Origin of the sequence: Synechococcus sp. R55.2 (assembly GCF_047462075.1) — a bacterium.
Lineage (GTDB): Bacteria > Cyanobacteriota > Cyanobacteriia > Thermostichales > Thermostichaceae > Thermostichus.
In genome coordinates, this window is the sequence record NZ_JANSIH010000290.1 from 1 (window position 1) to 22,302 (window position 22,302).

Here is a 22,302-nt window from a genome sequence, read left to right on the forward strand (position 1 = left end):
TCTCTATCTCGTCAGTGCTCTCTTTTGGCTCAAATGAAAGATCAACACAACCTAGATCCCAGGAGGCGCTCATGAAGGTTGTCGATTAAGTTAAGTTTAGAAAGTGTCAAGGAGTACGCTGCTTTTCGGTAGCATTTCTAACCCAGGATCAAGCACTGTGACAACAATTCCCCATCTCCCCGAAAACTCCCCGAAAAGGAGAGCAAAGTTTGAGTCTACTGGAACGGTGGGGCAGTATCCTCGAAAAGGGGGCTTTCAGGGTGAAGAGTTGTTTCTTAGGTTTCCTGAGTGTTCGGATAGATAGTTCTGAATCCAGCGCACCAGCCGCTGAGAGAGCACGAAAGCTTCTGGTTCGTCCCCTTTGATGCCGACTTGGCTGCTAAAGCAGGCGATGACCTCCTCGTTCAGCTCCGGTTTAGAAGGATCGCTGTGAAACTGCAGCCGCACTTGGCTTTGGACCTGAAAACTCTCTTGAGCTTGGTTATCCAAAACTTCCTGACCCACTCGATGCAGCCGTACTCCTTGCAACTGAGCCAAGGGATAGGAAAACACCTGCTGCCGCCAAAAGCCCCAAGGGCCACCCAGCCGGGTCAAGGTCACCCGTTGGCTTTGGCAATCTAGATTCAGGATCTGCCCCAACCCCCAAGGGATCCCAGCCCACAGGCCCATCCCCACAGCCACCAACCCCCACAGCGGCGAACGGGCCCACAGTTGGGATCCCAAAATTAGCAGCACCAAGCCCCCTGCCGCCCGCCAAGCCAGTTGCTGAGAGGTAAACCGCTGTAGGGCAATGCGCAGCCGTTTGGGATTGCGCTCCAGAACCTGCGGATAAACCAATGCCATGAAATGGGATCCCACTGCTTAGGCTAGCTTAACAGGGGTTGCTTTTCCCTAGGCGCTGAAGGCATCTTATCCGGGCATTGCGTTGGTGAAAAACTACAACTCCGGCTCGGCAAAAAACTCTGATAAATCCAGCGCAAATCCAGGGATCACCTCTCCACCTTCCAGGATGTCGCCGGGTTTCTTCAATGCTTCAGGCTCAGGCCGGCGATAGACCAGAACGTATTTCTCTTCAGGATGAATGATCCAGACCAGCCGGGATCCATTCTCAAAATACTCAACGAGCCTATCATGGATCTCTCCAACGGTGTTGGCATCGGAGAGAACTTCTACAGCCAAGTCTGGGGATCCCTCAATATAACCCCTTGGGATCCCGCCCAGAGATTGCAGCCGTTCTTTGGAAAAGAAAGAACAATCTGGAGAACGGCGATTGCCGGATTTCATTTTGAAGGAAGTATCGGAATCGAAGGTAAATCCAATCCTTTGACTGCGAACGTAGGAGCCCAGAATGATGTGAATCAAACTTACGTAGTACCCATGCTTTGCACCTGCCGAGCCCACGGTAACCAGTTCTCCGTTCACAACCTCATAGCGATTGCCATCCTCCGGTAAAGCCATAAACTCTTCGTCAGTCCAAATTTTTCGAGAAGCTGCCGGAGAACTATCAGCAGGTGCCTCGGCCAATTTTTCTCTTTCCAAAACCTCGACCATCATGACCTCCGCAATGAAAAACGGCTAAGGGAGCCAGTCTGGAGTCAACACATCCTGAAGAGCAATCTGCAGGCCCGGCAAGAAGTCAGCAAGCTGCCCTGAGGGATCCCCTTATTTAGGATCCACCAGGGATCCCATGAACAACACGGTTTGGGCCGCTGGGTTGCCGCCGGATCCGGAGGCCACAATGGCAAACCAGAAGGGCCGATCTGCCACAAATTGAAAGGGCTCTTGCCGGTCGACAGCAGTCCGGGAGACGATCACCCCAGTAGCGGCTGCCGCCTCGGATCCCTCTTCGTTCACTTCAATTGCTGCTTTGTGCAGGACTCTGCTGATCCGCGCTGGCTCTGGGGTCATCTGGCTGAAATCGGCTCGGTTGGAAAAGGCAACTCCCAGGCCCAACTGCTGCAGAACGGAAGTGAGATCCGTTTCATAAGCCAATTCAAATCTCGGGATCCGCACCGAACCTGCACGGGGGCGCAGGGATCCCGTCCATTCTTGCCAAGTTTCCGGGCTCAGCTCTGCCCGCAGCGATTCCAGCTTCACTCCCTTCTTGGGCAGCAGGATCAGCATTTCCAGTTCTCCTTCCCCGTAGGGCAGGCTCACCACCTGCAACTGCTCGGTTTCCAGGTAGTCGTAACGACCTGATTGAACCATCATGGGTACTCGGACGCGGCGGCCATCCAACCGAGTAAAGGGCTGAGTTTGGGTGCGCTCCGGATCGAAGGGCTGAGTCCACTCGCCTTTGAAGTAGATGGCATTGAGCAAAACCATCAAATCCTCGCGGCTGAGGCGATCCACAATGCGGTTGATCTTGCCCTGGGTGCGCTCGGCCACCCAGCCGTTGATCTGGTTCACCGTTTGCCGGGATCCCAAATTCACCCGATTCACCACCGCTTGGTAGTAGGTGGCCAAAGCCTGCAAAAACTGGGGCTGTAAGGTGAGGGTTTGATCCACCCAGAGGCCGTTGGCCATTTGCACCTGGACTGGCCCTCCTGCCGGGGATCCCTCCGCCAGCCAGCCCACCATTTGGGCATTGCTCCAGTTCAACTCATTGAGGGAAAGGTCCTGTGCCTCCAGTACCTCGGCCATTGCCGTTTGGGTCTCCCCAGAGGCGCCGTTGTAGAGCATGCTCAGGGCCAGGCGGATGCTCAAGGGGGAGAAAAAGAGGTTCTCTTGGGGCTGCTGACGGAGCAGGTGATCAAACAGTTTCAGCGCAAAGCGGCTTTGGGCTTGTTGGGCCACGGTCTTTTCCCCATACCCTTCCCCATAGGTCACCGTTGGCTCAAAGGGAATCCGCACCGGGGTTTCCTGTGAACGGGATCCCATCCCGTGAGTGGGCCAGAGGCCCAGGCTCAGTAAACCCAGCAGAGCCAGAAGCGGGATCCAGCTCACCGAGGATCTATTGAATCTATTGAAATTGAAATTGAAAGGGTCTTTCATACGGCTCTCCTGGCAGGGTGGGGAACGATAAAGTCTATGGCTATGCTATCGGGTCGGTTGCGGGCTGCTCTTGCCCAGGGACGCCATTTCCGCTGCGCTCAAGGTGGAAAGACGCAGGCAGCTTCCGGCAAGCAAGAATTGGCAAGGCCCTCCCAGGGGGGAACTTTCTGCATCCGGTTGGCCAAGTCGCGGCAGCAGCGCCTGGCGCGATAGGATGAAGCCTGCACAGGAGAGTGCCACATGGTTCTGTTCACGATACACGTTCCAAAAGGGTGCAGAGTCGCCTTGGGCCTGGCTCTACTGCTCCTGGGATCCGGCTTGGGATGTACTGCTGCCACGGAGAGATCTCCCGCCTCACAAACTCAGGTAACCGAAGCCATCTCTCCATCCCCCCCAGCCATAGGGCAGCCCCAGCAACTGCCGGTTGAAGCCGAAGTCACCCTTGCCGGCCAACGCTTTGAGCTAGAGGTGGCCCGCACCCCTGAGCAACAGCGCTTGGGCCTGATGTTTCGCACCGATTTGCCGCCGGATCGGGGCATGTGGTTTCCCTTTGATCCGCCCCAGCCAGCTTCTTTTTGGATGTTCAACACCCTGATCAACCTGGACATCATTTTCCTTCACCAAGGCAAGGTGGTGTACATTGCCGCCGATGTGCCCGGCTGCCCCGCCCAACCCTGCCCCACCTATGGGCCGCCTCCTTCCCAGTTGGTGGACGGTGTGCTGGAGTTCCGTGGCGGGACGGCTGCTGCTTTGGGTTTGGCCGTTGGAGATCCGGTCGAGATCCGAGAGCTTCAGCCCGCAGCCCCTTGATCTCTCCCTCCCTTGGGGACAAGGAAGACGGGCTCGAAGATGATCTTTTGAAGAATTTTTGCGATGATTTTTGAGAGTCGCCAACTGAGTCCATAAAAGAGGCGACCGCGAGCTCAGGATTGGTTTGGCTACTGCGAGCGAGCCTATGGATAGCGCGAGTCATTGGATAGGGGTGGGGGCCGTCGCCCTAGCCTCCATCCTTTGGGCTGAGATCGTGCGGGATGTGCGCCATTGGCTGGCCCACCGGTGGCCCTGGCTGATGCCCAAACACATCCTGCACCACCGCCTGTTCCGCCCCGACCTTAGCGTGGTGGATGCACAGCTGTACCGAGAATCCCAGTGGCACCACGACGTTCCCGAAGCGGCGACGATGATCCTGGCCGGGATCCCTTGGGTGGTGGTGTTGGGCTGGGGATCCCTGCCGTACGGCCTGGCGGCAGCGGTGGGGGTGGTCTACTCGGCCAGTTTCTGGGTGGCTGGTATGCTGCGGGGTTGGGGGCTGGCCCTGCAGACGGATATCACGCACCAGCCGGGGCCTTTCCCCGTTCCTCCCAGCCAATGGCATGTCAACCGCGCCTACCACTGGCGGCACCACTTCGACGATACCAACGCCTATTTTTGCGGCACCCTGACTCTCGTAGATCGGCTCATGGGCACCAGTCTCTCCTTGAAAGGCAAGCGAGTAGCCGTCACCGGCGCCTCCGGCACCCTGGGCCGGGCCTTGCTCAAGCATTTTCACCAGCAGGGGGCCAAAGTCATCGCCCTCAGCTCCCATTCGGATTCGGTTCACATCGAAGTGGACGGCCAGATCCAGCCGGTGGAGACCGTTCGCTGGCAGGTGGGGCAAGAGGGATCCCTGGCTGAGCTGCTGGAGCGGGTGGATATCTTGGTGCTCAACCACGGCCTGAACGTCCACAGGCAACGGGATCCCGAGTCTGTCCGCCAGTCCTATGCCGTCAACACTTTCTCCAGTTGGCGCCTAATGGAGCTGTTCTTCCAGACGGTGCGCGGCAACCCTGAGATGGCCACCAAAGAGGTGTGGGTGAACACCTCAGAGGCTGAGGCTAGCCCTGCTTTCAGTCCCCTCTACGAGCTCTCCAAGCGGGCCCTAGGCGATCTGGTTACTCTGCGCCGCCTCGATGCTCCCTGCACAGTGCGCAAGCTCATCCTCGGCCCCTTCAAGAGCCAGCTCAATCCCATTGGGGTTATGTCGGGAGATTGGGTGGCCGCTCAGATCTTGGCCCAGGCCAAACGAGACTGCCGCAACATCATCGTCACCATCAACCCCCTGACCTACTTGCTTTTCCCGCTCAAAGAGCTGGCTGTGAGCACTTATTTCCGCTTGTTTAGCCGTCGGTCTCCCCAGACAGGGATCCCTGCCCCCAACCCAGATCCTGCAGGTGAGGCGAAGTCCGGTGATTTGCCTTTGGTTTAGTTAAAAGGAACTAGATCCCAACCCGTTCCATAGCTCTATGGCATTGGGCGCAAAAGTGGAGTAAGACAAGAGCAGGTTCCTTGGCGTGCCAATGGGAACTTTTGGGGAGCGAGAGTGCCCTCCTTGGGTTTGCAGAAATACAGCAGCTCGATCCCCGGTGAGCGTTGGGTGTGAGGAGTAGGAGTGAGCGTGAACATGGTGCGACAGTGGGTGAGCGCAGTACTCTGCGTGGTGGGTGGATCGTTGATGTCGGGGCTTTTGTCCGGCTGTGCCATCCCGATGCCTTCGGCATCTGCGGGAGTTTCTGAAGTCCAAGTGCGCTTGGTGCATGTGGCCCCCAATGCCCCTCGGATCGACTTGGAAGTGGGAGGGGTGAGAGCTGCTCGGGGCATAGCCTATGGCTCGGTGAGCGAGTACGTGCGCATACCGGCGGGCGAGTACGACATTGTTTTGTTTTCAACGCCTGAGAACCCTGGCCAGCCTGCGAGTTCTTTGGTTGCGGCCAGAACCGTAGCCAATCTCAGGGGCGGGGGAGTATTCTCGGTGGTTGCTGCCAACGAGCCGAATCGCATGACGGCCCTGGTGCTGGAAGACAACATCCATCCGCCCTTTGATCAGGCCCTGGTGCGGTTTGTCCATGCTGCCCCTGATGCGCCGGCCCTGCAATGGCAAGGGGAGCAAGGGCGGGTACTGCTGCCCCAGTTGGCGTTTGGACAAGTATCCACCTTTCAAGCTATGCGCCCCGGCTTTACCCAAATTCAAGTGGCCATAGCCCCTTCAGCCTCCGCGCCAGGTGTGCAGTCGGCTCCCAGCCGGAGCATTCCCCTGCAGCGGTTTGACCTCCAGTTGGAGGCGGGGAAAGTCTATACCCTCTATGTAGCGGGATTGTTGCGCAGCAATCCGGCCCTAAGCCTGGTGCTGGCAGAGGAAACTCGAGCTCGCAGGCTCCTATAGCCAAGGTGTTTCGGTCTCTCTTCTCCTTACACTGAGTTAAGGAATACCTCAGGGTGGGGGCAGATAGGGAATATGCTCTGTGGTGGAGCAGGCCAATGCCGTTGGCGTTCTCCGCTGCCAATATGATCTTACAAGGATCCCAGAATCCTAACATGCGGTGCGAAGCACTAGGGGATGCAGCCTGTGGATGCTTTGTTTCAAGTTGTGGTGCTGAATCAAACCCCAGATCCAGAACGGGTCATCTACCAGGCAATGCACCAGGATTACAGCCCTGATTTTGTCACCTCAGAAAGCCGGATCCCGGAAAAGTATGGAGAGGCCGTGGTGCGGCATTTGCTGGAGGGCAACCGTGGCCACTATGGGCCTCTGGAGCATCCTCAGATCACGTTTGGGGTAGGCTATTTTCCCCATGCTGTCATGCAACAGGCCCGTACTCATCGGGTGGGAATTTCTTTTGATGTTCAATCCTTCCGATATACAGGCCAGCAAATTGCCGATTTGGGCAAAAAGCTCTTGTTCGCGTCAGCGGTGCGGAGCACAACCGAGACTGCTGCTCCTGTTGGCGAGACCGGCTACGGTTGCGTCAGCGATGCGGAGCACAGTGGCGGGACGGAGTCCTCGTTGTCTTTGCAAGAGCTGGAAACTTTGTTTTACATTCCTGCCAGCGTCAAAGAGGGCAAGGCCAAAACCCGCCAAGGCTTTAGGCCCATCTCCCCCGAAGCTTTGGATATCATTCTTGCGCAATATCGCAGCCAGGCCATTGCTTATTATCGCCTGGTAGAAGAGTGCGGATTGCCCTATGAAGATGCTCGCAACATCATTGGCTACGGGATCCGACAACACTTCGTGGTCTCTTTCAATTGCCGTAGTCTAATGCATTTTTTGGATTTACGAGCCAAAGAAGATGCTCAACGAGAAATTCAACATCTGTGTGAACTGATTTGGCCCCACTTTGAAGCGTGGTGTCCCCACGTGGCGGCCTGGTATCGTAAGCATCGCTGGGGAAAGGCTCGATTATCCCCCTAAACTTAGTTTAGATAGATATGCTCTGCTAACCCCTTCTGCGGCTAATCCTGTTTTTGATCTTTTGTTGGGTTACGGGTATGGATCCCGAAGCTTATGAGCAAATGGCAGGCTTGGAAGACCGGCATTGGTGGTTTTTGGGTCGCCGTCACATTCTGAGTCGGGTTATTGGATCCCTGTCGCTTCCCCCCTCTGCTTATATTTTGGAAGCTGGCTGTGGTAGCGGCGGCAACCTGGAGATGTTGTCCAGATTTGGCAAAGTTTGGGCTATGGAAAAGAGTGAAATTGCACTGCCGCTGGCCCAAGCTCGCGGTATTGGGATCGTGGCAGAGGGGGAGTTGCCAAACCGGATCCCCTTTGGTTCTCAACGATTTGATTTGATTGCTTTGCTGGATGTGCTGGAGCATCTGGAGAATGACAAAGAAGCTCTCCTAGCCCTCAGTCAAAGGTTAACCCCATCTGGCTACTTAGTTGTAACTGTTCCGGCTTATCCGTGGCTGTGGAGTTTACATGATGAGCTTAATCATCACAAGAGACGATATACCCGCGGGCAACTTTTGTCGTTGCTTAAAAGCTCAGGTCTAGAAGTTTATACCCTCGTTTTCTTCAACAGTTTTCTTTTCCCAATCATTTCAGGGATCCGCATAATGCAGAAAGTGCTTCGCCTGAGGGAAAGCCAAGATCTGAAAATGCCGCCGCTTTGGCTCAATCGACTGCTGACGGGTATTTTTGCTGCAGAAGCCTATCTGATACCTAAGTTTTCTCTGCCCTTTGGTGTATCTCTGCTGGCAGTAGCCGGCCCGGCAACGAAATCGTAGTATCCTGTCATCATTGCTGTCCTCAGACTGCACTTTGATCATTGCTTAAACTCTCATGTTTCGACATCCAATGTCTGCAATTCTGGTAGTTTCTACAACAGCCTTTTCCGACGGTACTTAACCCACTCAACAGGGATTTTTATCTCTTGCATGATGAGGATCCCAATTACTTAAAGAACTTATTTTGTGTCAGCAGCATGAAGTCCTTTGAAGCTGGGAAGGGCCGTCAATAGAATTATCTGGTGAGGGCTACCCATTCAAGTTTTGGTCAACACTGATCTTGTCCAATAGCCTCAGATGCACAATCTTTTCTGTAAGATTGTCAACAGTCTTGATGCCGAAGGAGATAACCCTTGGCCGAACGCGGCTATAAAACTCGTCTGGATCTGCATCGTTTGTGGGTGCCCTTGGCCTGTTTTGGCGATGGCCTTTGTATTTGGTTGGCCTTTGGGGCGGGCTACTGGCTGCGCAGCTTGCGTCCTCATCAGCTCTTGCCTTGGGATGTCTACGCGGCCTTGGGATTGTTGACCGCCCTCAGTTATTGGGGCATTCAGGCGGGATTAGGCGGATACGGTGAGTCGAAGCGCTTGTCTCGCTTTGAAGAATGGGCCAGTTTGCTGGTGGGGTTGGGATTGACGTTTGGTTTGGTGCTGGCAGGGGCCTTTTTCGTTCGCTCGGTCTCTTTGTCGCGGCTGGTGGTGGGCTACGCCGGCTTGTTGGCTCTGCTGAGTTTGACTTTGGTACGGGTGGGGTTGCGGCTGGGCATGGGCTGGTTGTGCTCTAGGGGCTACGGTCGGCGGCAGGTCATCTGGGTGGGATCCTGGTCGGTGTTGGCGGAAGTGTTGGAGCGATTGCAGCGATCCCCGCAGTTGGGCTTCCAGGTAGTCGCCTGGGCAGGCGTAGAGCAAGGCTCTTTTGAGGAAGATCCCCCATCTCAAAATGGGGATCCCTGTCAAGATTCATATCCAGTACTAAACACCGCCCGCCCTACCTCTGGCGGGGTTGAGTCTGCCGACAGGACTCTGTCCGGCTCATCCCGAGGAACCCTCTCCTGCTTGTGCAGTCAGCTTGAGCCTTCCTGGTCGGCTCTTGAGCGTCTGGATCTGGTCCATTTGATTGCCTATCTGCAAGCCCACCCAGAAGTGCAGGAGGTGTGGTTTGGGCAACCGGAGCTGGCAACTGCTCCTCTGTTGCTCAGTTTGCAAACATTGTCGGTGCAGGTGCGCTTGGTGCCGGATATCTTAAGTTTTTTAACGGTGAACTTCAGCCTGCAGTCTCTCGACGGGATCCCGCTGCTAACTCTGCGTCAGCCCCCTTTGCGCTACGCCCACAACCGGTTCCTCAAGCGAGCTGTAGACATCCTAGGAGCTTCCCTGGGCCTGATCTTGCTTAGCCCTCTGTTTTTGATTATTGCCCTGCTGGTAGCCTGCACTAGCCCTGGCCCCATCTTGTACTGGCAGGAGCGGGTGAGCTTGGATGGCCGCCGCTTTTGGATTGCCAAGTTTCGCACCATGCGAGTGGATGCTGAGGCAGCCGGCCAGCCGGGCTGGACGCGCCCCGGGGATCCGCGCCGAACCAAGATAGGAGCCTTTTTGCGCCGCGCCAACCTGGACGAGCTGCCCCAACTGTGGAACGTGTTGAAGGGAGAAATGAGCTTGGTGGGGCCTCGCCCAGAGCAGCCCTATTTTGTGGAGCAATTTAGCCAGGAGATCCCCAAGTATCCTGATCGGCATTTGGTGAAAAGCGGCCTGACTGGCTGGGCCCAGATCCACGGCCTACGGGGGGATACCAGCATTGCCCGCCGCACCCAGTATGATCTCTATTACGTGCAAAACTGGTCGCTGTGGCTGGATCTGCGCATCTTGGCCATCACCTTCTGGCAAGGGATCCGCGGACGGCTGGCCGGATACTAGGGGTTAGCGTATGCCATTCTCCCCCCAAGAGCTGCTCTACGAGGGCAAGGCCAAGCGCATCTACCGCACTGCCGATCCCAGGGTTTATCTTTGCCAATACAAAGACGACGCCACGGCCTTCAACGCCCAAAAGCGGGGATCCATCGCCGGCAAGGGAGAGGTGAATTGCACCGTCTCCAGCCATGTGTTTGCCTACCTGGCGCAGCAAGGGATCCCCAACCATTTCTTGGCCCAAACCGGCCCCACCGAGATGCAGGTGCGAGCCTTGCACATCCTGCCTTTGGAAGTGGTGGTGCGCAACCGCACAGCGGGTAGCCTCTGCCGACGGCTGGGCCTGGAGCAGGGCCTTCCCATCGAGCCGCCGCTGGTGGAGTTCTATTACAAAAACGATGCCTTGGGGGATCCCTTGGTGACCCCAGATCACATCCGCCTATTGCAGTTGGCCACGCCGGAGCAGGTGGAGCGCTTGGGATCCCTGGCTTTGGCCATCAACAACCATCTGCAGGCTTTCTGGCGAAGCTGCCGCCTAGAGTTGGTGGACTTTAAGCTGGAGTTTGGCCTGGACGAGAAGGGAGAGATCCTGCTAGCCGACGAGATTAGCCCCGATACCTGCCGTCTTTGGGATCGGGGGGGATCTGAGCCGCGGGTGCTGGATAAAGATCTCTTTCGCTTTGATCTGGGGGATCCGGTGGCTGGCTATCAAGAGGTGTTGCAGCGGGTGCTTCAGGCAGTGGGATCCCAATTCCTTCTCTCCTAGAGGGAGAGGAGCCAGGGGTGAGGGACTATAATCGCCTCAGCGATCCCACTCCTTTAACGCCCGAGCCTCCTTTCGCTTGTCGGGATCCCGCCATGACCTCTCCCCGCCCCCCCTACCCCGGCGAGCGTTTCCGCCGCCAACTGGCCGACCTGCTGAACACCTGGGTGGAGCAGGGGTTGATCGAACCTGCCCAACGGGATCGCCTGCGGGAGTATTACCAACTGGAGAGTTTGCAACGCTCAGCCGGCGGGCGATTTGCCCTGGTGCTGCTGCTGTTTGGCGCAGTTCTGGTGGGCCTAGGGGTGATCTCCTTTGTGGCGGCCAACTGGGCTGCCATTCCCCGCTGGGCAAGAGCCTGGGGGTGCTTGGCCCTCATGGTAGGGCTGCAGGTGGCTGGCTTCCAGGTTTGGCAGCAGGGATCCCAGCGTCTGGGTAGCGCCCTGCTGATAGCCGGTGAACTGACCCTGGGAGCCTGTATTGGCCTGATGGCCCAGTGGGTTCAGCTTGGGGGATCTGCGGCAGGCTTGTTTTGGGCCTGGGGGATGGGCAGTTTGGCCATGGCCTACAGCTTGCGTCACAGCCCCAGTGGTGTACTGGCCTGCCTTCTGCTGGGCTTGGGGATGGTAGCCGACTTCGTGGATTGGGGGACTGTCAACTTCCTCTATCCTTGGTTGACCCTGGGCCTGCTGGTTCCTCTGGCCTATTGGTGTTGCTCTCGCTGGGTTTTTGCCCTGGCCGTGGTGAACTTTGGCCTGGCGTTGCAAGGGTTAGCCGAGCGTTTGGGCAGCTCTTTCCAAGGTTTAACCCTTTTGCATCTGCTTGGTGTTGCAGTTGTGTGGGGGTTGGGTCTGTGGCACCAACGCCATAAGCCTTGGCTAAGCCGGGTTTTAACTGAAGGAAGGGATCCAGAGCTTCCCGGCGAGCTGGAGCAAGGCTTGGATTTGGCCCCGACAGCCCAGAACTTGGCTCTGCTGGGGCTGGGTGTCCTGCTCTATGTCTGGAGCTTTGTCGGGACGTGGGTCGATCTTTCCGAGGATCCCCTCTGGAACGTTGGGGATCCCTGGGCGAGCTTGTCGGCAGTGGGGTTGCTGCTGCTGACGGGCTGGGGCTGGTGGCAGGGTTGGCAGGAGAAGAGATCCCAGCCCGTTTCGTCTTGGCTGAAGGATGCTGCTGTTCTGATTTCTCTGGTTGCCTTGGCGCTTTTGCTGGGGATCGGCAGCGCTGTGCCTTTGAACGTGACGGCAGGAGCAGCCTTGGTCCTCTTTGCCCCCTGGATAGTGACCTTGCTGTTGCTGGGGCTGTCAGCAGTGCTCTGCTGGGAAGGGCTACAGCAAGGGCGGCGGGGGCGCTTCTGGCAGGGACTGTTGGGGCTAACCCTGGTGGTGCTGACCCGCTTTTTCGAGTACCCAACCGGCCTGTTGGCCAAGTCGGTGGCGTTGGTGGTTTGTGGGATCGGGGTGATCTGGATTGGGCTGAAGTTTGAGCGGCGCATCTTCTCCAGATCCTAAGTTTTCTTTCCCTTCTGGGAAGCCAAGTCCGCTTGGTTTAATTTGGTTTAACTAAGCGCACCTTAAGGCAAAGACCTAAATTAAGCTTAATTAAATTTCACAAGGTTTGAGGAACCTGCTCGTATTCCGGAAAGTCTTTGCTACCAGATTATTTTTCCTCTCCGTCGGCTTTAGCTGTAACTGAGGAAGAACGGGCATCTCTATACTTTTAAGGTTTGGAGAACACAGATGAAAGCAGGGCTTCACTTGGGCATTTTGGCTCTACTACTCACACCGTTTTGGGAGAGTGGTTTTCTTCCAGGTACTGCCTTGGCTCGAGATCATTTTTTGGTGGCTCAGGCTCCAGGGCCAGCTAGGCAGCCTATGCCTTCTGTGCCTAGATCGATACCCTCCCCAGTTCCCATAGCTCCGGCAGAATCCTCAGAAACTGTAGATGAGCTATTCCGCGATGTTCCTTTGGCCCCTTAGCGAAGACCTCTGCCTGGCCTTCCGTGCTCGAGACCCATGGTGTTGCGCTCAGTAACCCTCAGCGCTCCTCCGCCAAACCCTGCTTCCCCCCTGCCATCGGAGGTTCCACCCCAAATTTGGACAACTCTCCAGGGCCCTTTCGGGACAGTCAACTGGGGAGAGCGCCAAGCCAATAAACTCTTTGCTCATACCTTCCAATGGAGCCCCCCTTGTAAAACGGGCTGCCGGATGGGAGGCACCCTTACGTTTACCTATCGCAATAACTTGCAGGCAACAAGTAACACAACTCCTAATGCCGGGAACGACAAGTACTACCTATACAACGGCGGGACTTTAACTCAAGCGGGGTTTTTGTATACTTCCCCAAGTCCGCCTGGCCAAACCTTCACCAAAACCCTAACCCTCTCGCCGGCAGAGATTGCCAACAACCGAGTGACCTTAGTAGTTCAAGATGATACGGCGGTTTTGCAAGCTAAGCTAGAGCTTAGATACTGCTGCTGTGAATGCGAGTTTCCCATTTGAAGTTGAGTGAAATTTGCCTTAGGGGGGACTTCCGTGCCCCCCTTTTCTTCAACTCCCCCTGGCTGCAGACCTCAAAGCTTACTCAGAAAGGGTGGAAAAGCCTAACGGCGGGCCTGGGCAAAAATGGCCTGCAAAATCTCGTCGGCCCCCTGCTGTTTTAGCTTTTCTGCAAGAGCCATCCCCACTGCCTCGGGATCGGCGGTGGATCCCGTCTGAGTATCGCGGATGAGCCGCCGGCCATCCAGGTCGGCCACCATACCGGTTAGGTGCAGCGCCTCCCCTTGGACTTGGCTGTGAACGCCAATGGGCACTTGACACCCTCCTTCCAAAGCCCGCAGGAAAGCTCGCTCTGCCAAGCAGCGGGCTGTGGCCTCCGCATCGGCCAAGGGTCGGATAAGCTCCAGAATCCGCTCATCTCCCTGCCGACACTCGATTCCCAGGGATCCCTGCCCAACCGCGTACAGAGACACGCTGGGATCCAACACCTCGTGGATCCGGTCGGCTTTGCCCAGACGCTTCAAGCCGGCCACCGCCAAAATCAGGCCATCGTACTCTCCCCGCTCCAGCTTAGCCAAGCGGGTGTTGAGGTTGCCCCGCACATCCTTAAAGTGCAAGTGGGGAAAGGCATGGCGCAGTTGGGCCAGCCGCCGCAGCGATGAAGTGCCGATCACCGTCCCCTCTGGCAGGGTGGCCAGTCGGTAATCCCGGAACTTTTCCCCCACCACCAAAGCATCCAGGGGATCCTCCCGCCGCGTGATCGCCCCCAACACCAAGCCCTCCGGCAGGCGGGTGGGTAAGTCTTTAAGGCTGTGTACCGCCAAGTCGCTGCTGCCGTTGAGCAGGCTAACCTCCAATTCCTTGGTGAAGAGACCTTTGTCTCCAATTTTGGCCAGGGCTACATCCAGGATGATGTCTCCCTGGGTGGAGAGGGTGTTGAGCTCCAGAGGTAATCCCGGATGGTGTTCTTGCAACTGACCCATCACCCACTGGGTCTGCACCAAAGCCAACTCGCTTTTTCGAGAGGCAATCCGCACCGGCTTGGTGATCCCAGCAGAGGGCTTGGAAGGGGTCGAGGCCCGTTCGCTCATGGCTGCCGCAAAAAAGAACACTGTCTCTCACGCTAGCCGAATCTGTGCCAGGGCAAGGCGGCGGCCTTTAAGATCCTTAACCAAAATTGCAGTTTCCCGAAATCAAGACTTTACCGCAGGGATCCCAGCCGGTAGGATAAGTAGATGGATTCTCCGGCTCGGCGGGGGAGGATCCGGTCTGTCAAGCTCCTCTTCCCCAACCCCAGAGCTTTTGAGGGGAGCTTTCTACAATGGGCACAAGCCCCTGGTTTGGTTGGTCGTCTGCCTGGATGAGTCTTATGGAAGAAAACAACGTCAGCAACGGCACTCAATTACTGCTCAAACGCAACATTCCCGTTAAGGTGGTGGTCACACCCCTTTGGAAAAAGGAAATGCAGGAGCAATTGGAGCGGCAGATCGAAGCCACCGATGCTCAGATGCAACAGCTGGAGTTTCAGGGCAAGCGGGCTATTGCCGAACTGGAGAAACAGAGCCCCAACCCCAACAGCCCCCAAGTGCTCCAACAGGTGGAAGCGGTGAAAAGCCGCGTGAACGAGCAGAAAATCCGCCTCTTGGATCAGAAAAACCAATTGTTGCAGCAGATCAACCAACTGAGCACCCTGGAGCTTAACCAAGAAGTGCTGCAGGGCAATGTGGAGAGCTTCTTCCGAGTCCAAAAAGGAGACAACCTGATCCAGAAAATGCAGGTCGAGATCCTTCTGGAAGATGGGGTGATCAAAGAGATTCGCGGTAACCCATAGGCTACTCACCCCCTTGCCGGAGAAGCGGCAGTCGGGATCCCCAATTTTTCTCGCCTGTAGGTTCTCGAGAACTCCGTTTCGCCAACACAATGGGTGACAATAGGTAACAACCTCTTAACAGCCTTTGGGTTAACGCTCGCACAGGCTGGCGAGGTTGGGTAACATTGCCGCCCGGGGGAGGATTCCCATGTCTGAGTTCGTCTGGTCAGAGCCAGAGCCTCTCGAGGATCTTCATCTTCCCGATTGGTTGCTCACCTCAGCCCAGCGCCGCCGTCTCAAGGCTCTGCTGGTTCTGGCCATGGTGTGGGGGTTGGTCAGCCTGATGCATGTGGTGCCGACGGCCCGTTGGATCACCGTTGGTTTGGCCACGTTCATGGTGATCCACATTAGCCGCTTATTTCGCCTGCAACCGGCGACCTCCCTGCCCCCTCTGAGACTTCCTCCTGCCGCTGCGACCCGCCGGGATCCCAGGTCAACAGATAACAGCGATGACCCTAACAACAATGACTCTGTCCTGCCAATGCAACGGGATGGGCAGAGCGGGCTTTCTGAGTTGGGCGGGCTGGCCTTGCCCCGTGTGGCTGTGTTGATCCCGGCCAAGAACGAGAGCGCAGTACTCCCGCGTCTGTTGCACAGCTTGACCCAGCTCCGTTACCCCACCAGCCATCTGGAGCTGTGGGCCATCGACGACAACAGCAGCGATGCCACCCCTGACGTTCTGCGGGAAGCCCAAAAGTGGATCCCCCATCTGCGGGTTTACCGGCGGCAGCCGGGGCGGGGCGGGGGTAAGTCCGGCGCCCTCAACGAGGTACTGCCCCTCACCCAAGGGGAGATCATCCTGGTCTGCGATGCCGATGCTGTGGTGCCTTCGGATTTTCTTGCCCGCACTCTGCCCTTGTTTGTTCAAGTGGGAAGCCTGCGCAGCCGTTTCAGCAGACGGACGGTAGGCGCTGTCCAGGTGCGCAAGGCCCTGAGCAACCCCAACGTCAACTTCTGGACTCTGGGGCAGGTGGCGGAAATGGCCTCTGATGCTTACTTCCAGCAGCAGCGCGTGGCTGTGAGGGGCATTGGCGAGCTACGCGGCAATGGCCAACTGGTGCGGCGAGATGTTTTGGAAAAGTGCGGCGGCTGGAACGAGGCCACCCTCACCGACGACTTGGATCTCACCTTTAAGCTGCACCTGGCGGGCGTAGATATCGCCTTTCTGCCAGAGCCGGCCATCGTCGAAGAAGGGGTCACCTCTTGGAAAAGCCTCTGGCACCAGCGCTGCCGCTGGGCGGAAGGGGGCTACCAGCGCTATCTCGACTACTGGCCAGGGATCCTCAGTCGCCGCATGGGGATGGCCAAAACAGTAGATCTCTGGGCCTTCTTTATTTCTCAGTACTTGCTGCCGATGGCCTTGGTTCCCGATACCCTCTGGGTGCTGTTGACGGGCCACTCCTCGGTGCTGCTCCCCTTGAACGCTCTGGTGATGGGCTGCCTGACGGTGGCTTTTTACCGGGGGCTACGCCAGGTGGAGGGCTTGCGCGGACGGCGACTTTGGTGGCACACCGCCCTGGGCTTGGTCTACATGCTCCACTGGCTGCCGGTTATGATCGCCACAACCGCTCGCATGTGTGTACAGCCCAAGCGCCTAAGGTGGGTGAAAACTGTTCATCACGGCGCTTGAGGTCAGCAAGTTGGATCCAATCCTGCTATCCTAGTCAAGCACCTGCTCACGCCCTGCTCGACCATGGCCCGCCTCTACTACGACACCGACGCCAACCTGGAGCCTTTGGCCGATAAAACCGTTGCCATCATCGGCTATGGCAGCCAAGGCCACGCCCACGCCCTCAATTTGCGCGATAGCGGTGTCCAGGTCATCGTTGGCCTTTACCCTGGCAGCCCTTCCTGGCCCAAAGCCGAGCAAGACGGCTTAATGGTCAAAACGGTGGCGGATGCTGCCGCCGCCGCCGATTGGGTAATGGTTTTGCTGCCCGATGAAGTGCAAAAGGCCGTTTTCCAGGGCGAAATCCGTCCCCACCTGCAGCCGGGGAACGTGCTCCTCTTTGCCCACGGCTTCAACATTCACTTCGGGCAGATCCAGCCGCCGGCAGACGTGGATGTCATCATGGTTGCCCCCAAAGGCCCTGGGCACTTGGTGCGGCGCACCTACCAAGCGGGGGAAGGGGTGCCCTGCCTGTTTGCCGTCTATCAAGATGCCTCGGGAATGGCACGGGAGCGGGCCATGGCCTATGCCAAAGCCATCGGTGGCACGCGGGCCGGCATTTTGGAAACCACCTTCCGGGAAGAGACCGAAACCGACCTCTTTGGCGAGCAGGTGGTGCTCTGCGGTGGGCTGACGGCTCTGATCAAAGCGGGGTTTGAAACCTTGGTGGAAGCGGGCTACCAGCCGGAACTGGCCTACTTCGAGTGCCTGCACGAGGTGAAGCTGATCGTGGATCTCATTGTCGAGGGGGGCTTGGAGAAAATGCGCCACAGCATCTCCAACACGGCAGAATACGGCGACTACACCCGTGGCCCCCGCATCATCACGGAGCAAACCCGCGCTGAAATGAAACGGATCCTCGCCGAGATCCAAAGCGGCCAATTTGCCCGTGAGTTTGTCTTGGAAAATCAGGCCGGCAAGCCGGGGTTCACAGCGATGCGGCGGCGCGAGGCCGAACACCCCATCGAACAGGTGGGCAAGGAGCTGCGGGCCATGTTTAGCTGGCTAAAGAAATAGTCGGGTATCTGGAGCTAAGTGTAGGCCGTCTCTGTGCTGGATCTGAAGCTGCTGCGGGATCGCCCTGAACAAGTACGCCAAGCCCTGCAAAATCGCCGGGCCACAGTCGATCTGGACGGGATCCTGCAGTTGGATCGGGAGCGGCGGCAGTTGGAGACCCGCAAGGGATCCCTGCAGGCTGAAAGCAACAGTCTCGGCAAAAAAGTCGGCGAGATCCTCCGCCAGGGGGCGGATCCCCAGGGCCCCGAAGTGGCTGCCCTACGGCAGCGGGGGGTGGATCTCAAGGCCGAGATCGCCCAACTGGAGCAGCGGGAACGAGAGCTGGAAGAGGAGATTCGCGCTCGGCTGCTCACCCTGCCCAATTTGCCCCTGCCCAGCGTGCCAGTTGGCCGAGATGAGGCCGACAATGTAGAGGTGCGCCGCTGGGGTGAGGAGCTAAAGCCGGCCCATCCTGTCCTTCCCCATGACGAGATTGCCGAAAAACTGGGGTTGCTGGAGATTGGCCGTGCGGTCAAAGTGGCCCAAAGCCGCTTTGTGGCTATGGTAGGGGCGGGCGCGGCCCTGGAACGGGCTTTGATTGCCATGATGCTGGAGCGCCACATTGCAGCCGGCTACACCGAGGTGATCCCACCCTTTTTGGTCAACAGCGCCGCTTTGCAGGGGACGGGGCAGTTGCCCAAGTTTGCCGAAGACAGCTTTCGCTGTGCTGACGACGACCTGTGGCTGATCCCGACGGCGGAAGTTCCCCTTACCAATCTGTACCGGGATGAGGTAATCCCTGCGGAGTCCCTCCCTCTCTACTTCTGTGCTTACACCCCTTGTTTTCGCCGTGAGGCGGGCAGCTATGGCCGCGACACCAAGGGGCTGATCCGGTTGCACCAGTTTCAAAAAGTGGAGCTGGTCAAGGTCACTCGCCCAGATCAATCGGAAGCCGAACACGAGAAGCTGGTGCAGGATGCCGAGGCCATCTTACAGATGCTGGAGCTGCCCTACCGGGTGGTGGAGCTGTGTAGCGGCGATTTGGGCTTTGCGGCAGCCCGCTGCTTTGACTTGGAGGTGTGGTTCCCCTCCCAAAATCAATACCGCGAGATCTCCAGTTGCTCCAACTGCTGGGACTTTCAGGCCCGCCGTGCTAACCTGCGCTACAAAGAAGCCGGCCAGAAAGGCACCCAGTTTGTCCACACCCTGAACGGATCTGGCTTGGCGGTGGGGCGCTCTCTGGCTGCCCTGCTGGAAAATCACCAACAGCCGGATGGCTCGATTCGCATTCCCAAGGCGCTGCGTCCCTTTCTCAGCTCCCGCTTTCTCTCGGAAGACGGGATCCTCATTCCTGCTGCCTGAGCTCAAACTCAACAAGATTGGATTGAGATGCTCCTGCCCAGATAGGCGGGTGTTCCCATCTTTTCTCCGACGACGGAGAATTGCAAGCTGTCTCACGGCAGTTTTTTGAAACCTCTGAAATGAACAACCTTGACCTGCCCCCGGCTCTAAAGGGCGAGGATCCCTAACACTTCACAGAGACGATCCACCTGACGGTAGCCTCAATCTTTAGGGTCATTTCAAGTTAGGTTGAGACACTTCCCAAGTGCTCTGCGGTACCGCTTCCGCTATGCAAAAGGGGAGAGGAGCTAGGAAGCAATGCATTCCTACCTTCCTGCCGGGCTGTCCTTCCGCTCAAGATTTGCCCTTGAGGCGATCCAACTCAGCTTGCAATTCGGCGATCTTCTGGCGCAAACGGGCCGCTTCTGAAAGTTCGATGGCCGTGCCTGCCTCGCCCTCGGCATTGCTAATGTCGTCGATGGTGATCTTGCGGGGACCGGCAGTTTGTCTGTCTTCTCCCTTGCGGTTGGCGTTGGCGGCGATGGCATCCATGTAAGCCCGCGCCTCTTCAGCGGTCATCGCCCCCCGCTCCACCAGCTCGTCCACCAAAGCTTGCGCCTGCTTGCGCAACTCCATCAGACGGATACCCGCTTTGCTGGCCACCTTGGCAGCATTATCCGCCGCCACAGCCGCCAAACCCATGCCGAAGTAAAAGGCTTTTTGAGCCCAGTTGGCGAGGGGATTGTCTGTTTCGGACATAGTGTAATGCGCTGCTAGGGCAAGGAGGAGAGAACCCAGCAGAGAGAAGTAGGGCTGCAAAGGGCGACCCGGGTTGACGCGCCTGCTCAGAGCATCCCGTGGTGCTGCTATCTTCCGATCCTGACACGGTTTGGGCGTCGGAGCTGCACGGACCCAGGTCTTCCAGTAGCCTAGCATTTTTCTCCTCTGCCCTGCTCGGCTTTCTTGGGCAACAGATGGGTTTCTCAGGGGGCTAGGGAGTTTCAGGCGGCTCCAGATAAACAGGGATCCGCTCTACGGCTGTATCGCTGCGCTGCACCTCCTGTTCCTGAACTTGAGGAAGGGTTACCGGCAGGGTAACCGGTTGAGCAACAAAACAACTGGCCACGGGCAGCGCTTGCTCCAGTTCGTCCAGAGGGCGGGGGATCACTGCCACCGCGTGCAATTCCCCAATGCGCTCTGCTTCGTACATGCCGGCATCGATGGCAATGGCCACGTTGGCCACTGTACCGCGGATAATGGCCGTACATAGGCCATCCCCAATGGTCTCGTAGGCCGCCAGTTGGACATCCGCGGTTTTGAGCATGACATCGGCAGCTCCCACCATTGCCGGGAAGCCGCGAGTTTCCAGCAGGCCCACGGCCAAGTTACTGAGGCGGCTGTAGCCGCGGTTTTGTGCCAGTTGAGACAGCTTGCTGCTGATCGGCAGTACCACTTCCAAGTTGGGCAGGGGGCGCGGGATCACCAAACTGGAGATCTCCTCTTGGTCAAACTGGCGGGCCAGCTCAATGCCCTCCTCAATGGCAATGCGCACATCGGCAATTCCCCCCCGCACAATGGCTGTGCAGTAGCCCCCCGAGGTTTTCTCAAAGCCGATCAGTGTCACGCCTGCCGACTTGGTCATAGCGTCGGCAATGCGCACGATGACCGGAAAGCTGCGCGTCTGAATCAGGCCCAGGGAGGTTGACATCGGCATCCTAACTACTCACGCCAGTTTAGCCATTAGAGCCGGCTATCCCCAGAGGAGAGCACCTGTCGATGGGGATAAATCTTGCTCAAGAGGCGATCCAATTCCCAATGGCCAGGGATCCCATTGAGCTTATGGGTTTTGGTCTCTGGGGAGTCGGATTTTTCTTGGTGCCAACGGCGGGTTTGCTTTTCAACATTGGCCACCGGAGAACTGGGTGGGGGAGACGGCTCAGGCGACATCTCTGGAGCCATTTCCACTGCCGCCGGCGAGGGTTCTGCCGGGGTGAGCTTGCTGCCGCCCGCCTCCTGGAGATCGAAACCATAGGTAGGATCCCCGATCAGCGAGCCGGGGGGAATAACCGCTTGGCTGAGCACCGAACAATTCAGCACCGTGGTTTCCGAGCCGATGCAGGCATTTTTGCCGATGGTGCCCTGCCCGATCACCAGCACCCCCATTCCCAAGGTTGCGCCCGCCTCCACGATGAGGGATCCCCCACAGGCGTGCAGAACGGATCCCATGCCGATACACGCGCCGCGCTCGATGTAGATCCGACAGCCGGGGTTAGCCCGCAGCAGCACCCCTGCCCCAATCCCCACCCCAGCTTCCACCTGCACCTCACCACTGACAAAATAGCGAGTTTCGCCGTTTTGGCCGAGCAAGGTGCGGAGCGTCATGGAGTTGGGCAAAGTAGAGGCCAACAGGGTGCTCCTCATCGCTGGGGGGTTGGACTTGAACCAACAGAGGTCAAAAAAAGCTGGGATCCCTCAAGGGGTTTGGATGATCTGCTCCAGCACTCGCCGTTTGGCTTTTGGGTCAATACCCAGCAGGCGGACGTATTCGCCGCGATGTTCCTCCAGACAGGCTTCCAGAGCTGCCACCACTTGCGGCACTTGGGTGGCCTCGATGGGGCTACAGCTTTGCCAAGAAGAGGTGCGAAAACGGCGCTTGTCCGCATGTTCGGTGCCGATGCGGTAGCCTTGGCTGAGCAACTGCTGCACCTGAGCCACCACCTCGGCATTGAGGCGGGTGCCAGAAGGGGATCCCTTGGGGGCAGAAGCAGGAGCCGCGGCAGCAGCAGCAGATTTTCCGCTAGGGGTTTGGATTATGCGCTCATAGACCCGCCGTTTGCCTTTGGGATCGATCCCCAGCAGGCGCACATATTCTCCCTGGTGCTCCGCCAGGGCAGCCGTCAGCTTAGCCAACACCTCTGGCCCGCGGGTGGCGCGAATGGCCGGCCCACTCTGCCAGGAAGAGGTTTTGAAGCGGCGCTCGTCGGCATATTCGTAGCCGATGCGATAGCCCTGAGCCAGCAGCCGATGCACCTCCTCCTGCACCTCCAGATCCAGGCCGGCACTGCCCCCTGCCGCAGGAGCCGTATCTGCCACCACGCCGGTTCCTGCAGGACTGCTGCTCACCTGGCCTTGCGGGGTTTGAATGACCTTCTCCAGCACCCGCCGTCTGCCTTTGGGTTCTATCCCCAACAGGCGCAGATATTATCCCTGGTGCTCTGCTATGTCAG

22 protein-coding genes and 1 other RNA gene are annotated in these 22,302 nt (G+C 57.7%); 14 read left to right on the forward strand and 9 right to left on the reverse strand.

Going from position 1 to position 22,302, the window contains the following annotated elements:
* Positions 1–255: 255 nt before the first annotated feature.
* From NW838_RS09445 to NW838_RS09455, 3 genes are all read right to left on the reverse strand, one after another.
* Positions 256–843, reverse strand: a complete 588-nt coding sequence (locus NW838_RS09445) for a hypothetical protein (RefSeq protein ID WP_414427928.1) — start codon at positions 841–843, stop codon at positions 256–258.
* A 93-nt stretch (positions 844–936) separates the two neighbouring features.
* On the reverse strand, positions 937–1,551 hold the full coding sequence (locus NW838_RS09450) for a Uma2 family endonuclease (protein ID WP_414350202.1): 615 nt from the start codon (positions 1,549–1,551) through the stop codon (positions 937–939).
* A 111-nt stretch (positions 1,552–1,662) separates the two neighbouring features.
* Positions 1,663–2,946, reverse strand: a complete 1,284-nt coding sequence (locus NW838_RS09455) for a serpin family protein (RefSeq protein WP_414427929.1) — start codon at positions 2,944–2,946, stop codon at positions 1,663–1,665.
* Positions 2,947–3,030: 84 nt separating this feature from the next.
* On the opposite strand from NW838_RS09455, the gene NW838_RS09460 reads away from it, so the two are divergent.
* From NW838_RS09460 to NW838_RS09505, 10 genes are all read left to right on the forward strand, one after another.
* Complete coding sequence (locus tag NW838_RS09460; RefSeq protein ID WP_414427930.1) at positions 3,031–3,207, forward strand: hypothetical protein; 177 nt, start codon at positions 3,031–3,033, stop codon at positions 3,205–3,207.
* A 72-nt stretch (positions 3,208–3,279) separates the two neighbouring features.
* Positions 3,280–3,804, forward strand: a complete 525-nt coding sequence (locus NW838_RS09465) for a DUF192 domain-containing protein (RefSeq protein ID WP_414352063.1) — start codon at positions 3,280–3,282, stop codon at positions 3,802–3,804.
* 145 nt (positions 3,805–3,949) lie between these two features.
* Entirely contained in the window at positions 3,950–5,239 is a 1,290-nt protein-coding gene (locus NW838_RS09470) for a bifunctional sterol desaturase/short chain dehydrogenase (RefSeq protein WP_414356963.1), read from the forward strand.
* Between the two features lie 183 nt (positions 5,240–5,422).
* Positions 5,423–6,193, forward strand: coding sequence for a DUF4397 domain-containing protein (locus tag NW838_RS09475; protein ID WP_414351985.1), 771 nt, complete (start codon positions 5,423–5,425; stop codon positions 6,191–6,193).
* A 183-nt stretch (positions 6,194–6,376) separates the two neighbouring features.
* Positions 6,377–7,219, forward strand: a complete 843-nt coding sequence (locus NW838_RS09480) for an FAD-dependent thymidylate synthase (protein WP_414356965.1) — start codon at positions 6,377–6,379, stop codon at positions 7,217–7,219.
* Positions 7,220–7,296: 77 nt separating this feature from the next.
* The gene (locus NW838_RS09485) at positions 7,297–8,034 is read left to right on the forward strand and encodes a class I SAM-dependent methyltransferase (RefSeq protein WP_041436582.1); all 738 of its coding nucleotides are present in this window, start codon (positions 7,297–7,299) and stop codon (positions 8,032–8,034) included.
* 353 nt (positions 8,035–8,387) lie between these two features.
* Positions 8,388–9,947 (forward strand): sugar transferase, encoded by a 1,560-nt coding sequence (locus NW838_RS09490; protein ID WP_414356968.1) that lies wholly within the window; start codon positions 8,388–8,390, stop codon positions 9,945–9,947.
* Between the two features lie 10 nt (positions 9,948–9,957).
* Entirely contained in the window at positions 9,958–10,704 is a 747-nt protein-coding gene (gene purC, locus NW838_RS09495; RefSeq protein WP_414344193.1) for a phosphoribosylaminoimidazolesuccinocarboxamide synthase, read from the forward strand.
* Between the two features lie 17 nt (positions 10,705–10,721).
* On the forward strand, positions 10,722–12,212 hold the full coding sequence (locus tag NW838_RS09500; RefSeq protein ID WP_414427931.1) for a DUF2157 domain-containing protein: 1,491 nt from the start codon (positions 10,722–10,724) through the stop codon (positions 12,210–12,212).
* Positions 12,213–12,908: 696 nt separating this feature from the next.
* The gene (locus NW838_RS09505) at positions 12,909–13,202 is read left to right on the forward strand and encodes a hypothetical protein (RefSeq protein WP_414427932.1); all 294 of its coding nucleotides are present in this window, start codon (positions 12,909–12,911) and stop codon (positions 13,200–13,202) included.
* A 101-nt stretch (positions 13,203–13,303) separates the two neighbouring features.
* Here the strand turns inward: NW838_RS09505 and hemC are convergent, their stop codons facing one another.
* A complete protein-coding gene (hemC, locus tag NW838_RS09510; protein ID WP_414427933.1) occupies positions 13,304–14,290 on the reverse strand; it encodes a hydroxymethylbilane synthase in 987 nt (328 codons plus the stop codon).
* A gap of 278 nt (positions 14,291–14,568) precedes the next feature.
* Here hemC and NW838_RS09515 point away from each other — a divergent pair, with 278 nt between their 5' ends.
* From NW838_RS09515 to serS, 4 genes are all read left to right on the forward strand, one after another.
* On the forward strand, positions 14,569–15,030 hold the full coding sequence (locus tag NW838_RS09515) for a YlqD family protein (RefSeq protein WP_011433386.1): 462 nt from the start codon (positions 14,569–14,571) through the stop codon (positions 15,028–15,030).
* A gap of 187 nt (positions 15,031–15,217) precedes the next feature.
* The gene (locus NW838_RS09520; RefSeq protein ID WP_414356976.1) at positions 15,218–16,699 is read left to right on the forward strand and encodes a glycosyltransferase; all 1,482 of its coding nucleotides are present in this window, start codon (positions 15,218–15,220) and stop codon (positions 16,697–16,699) included.
* Positions 16,700–16,762: 63 nt separating this feature from the next.
* Positions 16,763–17,755 (forward strand): ketol-acid reductoisomerase, encoded by a 993-nt coding sequence (ilvC, locus tag NW838_RS09525; protein ID WP_414356979.1) that lies wholly within the window; start codon positions 16,763–16,765, stop codon positions 17,753–17,755.
* Between the two features lie 33 nt (positions 17,756–17,788).
* A complete protein-coding gene (gene serS / locus NW838_RS09530) occupies positions 17,789–19,096 on the forward strand; it encodes a serine--tRNA ligase (protein ID WP_414356981.1) in 1,308 nt (435 codons plus the stop codon).
* 333 nt (positions 19,097–19,429) lie between these two features.
* On the opposite strand, the gene NW838_RS09535 is transcribed toward serS, so the two are convergent.
* The 5 genes from NW838_RS09535 to NW838_RS09555 all read right to left on the reverse strand — a co-directional run bounded on the left by NW838_RS09535 (position 19,430) and on the right by NW838_RS09555 (position 22,264).
* Complete coding sequence (locus NW838_RS09535) at positions 19,430–19,834, reverse strand: hypothetical protein (protein WP_414329207.1); 405 nt, start codon at positions 19,832–19,834, stop codon at positions 19,430–19,432.
* 62 nt (positions 19,835–19,896) lie between these two features.
* Positions 19,897–19,994, reverse strand: an RNA gene (ffs, locus tag NW838_RS09540) — signal recognition particle sRNA small type.
* 72 nt (positions 19,995–20,066) lie between these two features.
* Complete coding sequence (locus tag NW838_RS09545) at positions 20,067–20,789, reverse strand: carbon dioxide-concentrating mechanism protein CcmK (protein WP_414329208.1); 723 nt, start codon at positions 20,787–20,789, stop codon at positions 20,067–20,069.
* A gap of 26 nt (positions 20,790–20,815) precedes the next feature.
* Positions 20,816–21,481: a hypothetical protein gene (locus tag NW838_RS09550; protein ID WP_414356983.1), complete on the reverse strand. Its 666-nt coding sequence runs from the start codon at positions 21,479–21,481 to the stop codon at positions 20,816–20,818.
* Positions 21,482–21,547: 66 nt separating this feature from the next.
* Positions 21,548–22,264 carry a ribulose bisphosphate carboxylase small subunit gene (locus NW838_RS09555; RefSeq protein ID WP_414427934.1) on the reverse strand — a complete coding sequence of 239 codons (717 nt, stop codon included), beginning with the start codon at positions 22,262–22,264 and terminating at the stop codon, positions 21,548–21,550.
* Positions 22,265–22,302: the final 38 nt, after the last annotated feature.

Coding starts and splice junctions, on each gene's coding strand:
- NW838_RS09445 (WP_414427928.1), bottom strand. CDS start 843: ATGGCATTGGTTTATCCGCAGGTTCTGGAGCGCAATCCCAAACGGCTG.
- NW838_RS09450 (WP_414350202.1), bottom strand. CDS start 1,551: ATGGTCGAGGTTTTGGAAAGAGAAAAATTGGCCGAGGCACCTGCTGAT.
- NW838_RS09460 (WP_414427930.1), top strand. CDS start 3,031: ATGGCTATGCTATCGGGTCGGTTGCGGGCTGCTCTTGCCCAGGGACGC.
- NW838_RS09470 (WP_414356963.1), top strand. CDS start 3,950: ATGGATAGCGCGAGTCATTGGATAGGGGTGGGGGCCGTCGCCCTAGCC.
- NW838_RS09485 (WP_041436582.1), top strand. CDS start 7,297: ATGGATCCCGAAGCTTATGAGCAAATGGCAGGCTTGGAAGACCGGCAT.
- purC (WP_414344193.1), top strand. CDS start 9,958: ATGCCATTCTCCCCCCAAGAGCTGCTCTACGAGGGCAAGGCCAAGCGC.
- NW838_RS09505 (WP_414427932.1), top strand. CDS start 12,909: ATGGGAGGCACCCTTACGTTTACCTATCGCAATAACTTGCAGGCAACA.
- hemC (WP_414427933.1), bottom strand. CDS start 14,290: ATGAGCGAACGGGCCTCGACCCCTTCCAAGCCCTCTGCTGGGATCACC.
- NW838_RS09515 (WP_011433386.1), top strand. CDS start 14,569: ATGGAAGAAAACAACGTCAGCAACGGCACTCAATTACTGCTCAAACGC.
- NW838_RS09520 (WP_414356976.1), top strand. CDS start 15,218: ATGTCTGAGTTCGTCTGGTCAGAGCCAGAGCCTCTCGAGGATCTTCAT.
- ilvC (WP_414356979.1), top strand. CDS start 16,763: ATGGCCCGCCTCTACTACGACACCGACGCCAACCTGGAGCCTTTGGCC.
- NW838_RS09535 (WP_414329207.1), bottom strand. CDS start 19,834: ATGTCCGAAACAGACAATCCCCTCGCCAACTGGGCTCAAAAAGCCTTT.
- NW838_RS09545 (WP_414329208.1), bottom strand. CDS start 20,789: ATGCCGATGTCAACCTCCCTGGGCCTGATTCAGACGCGCAGCTTTCCG.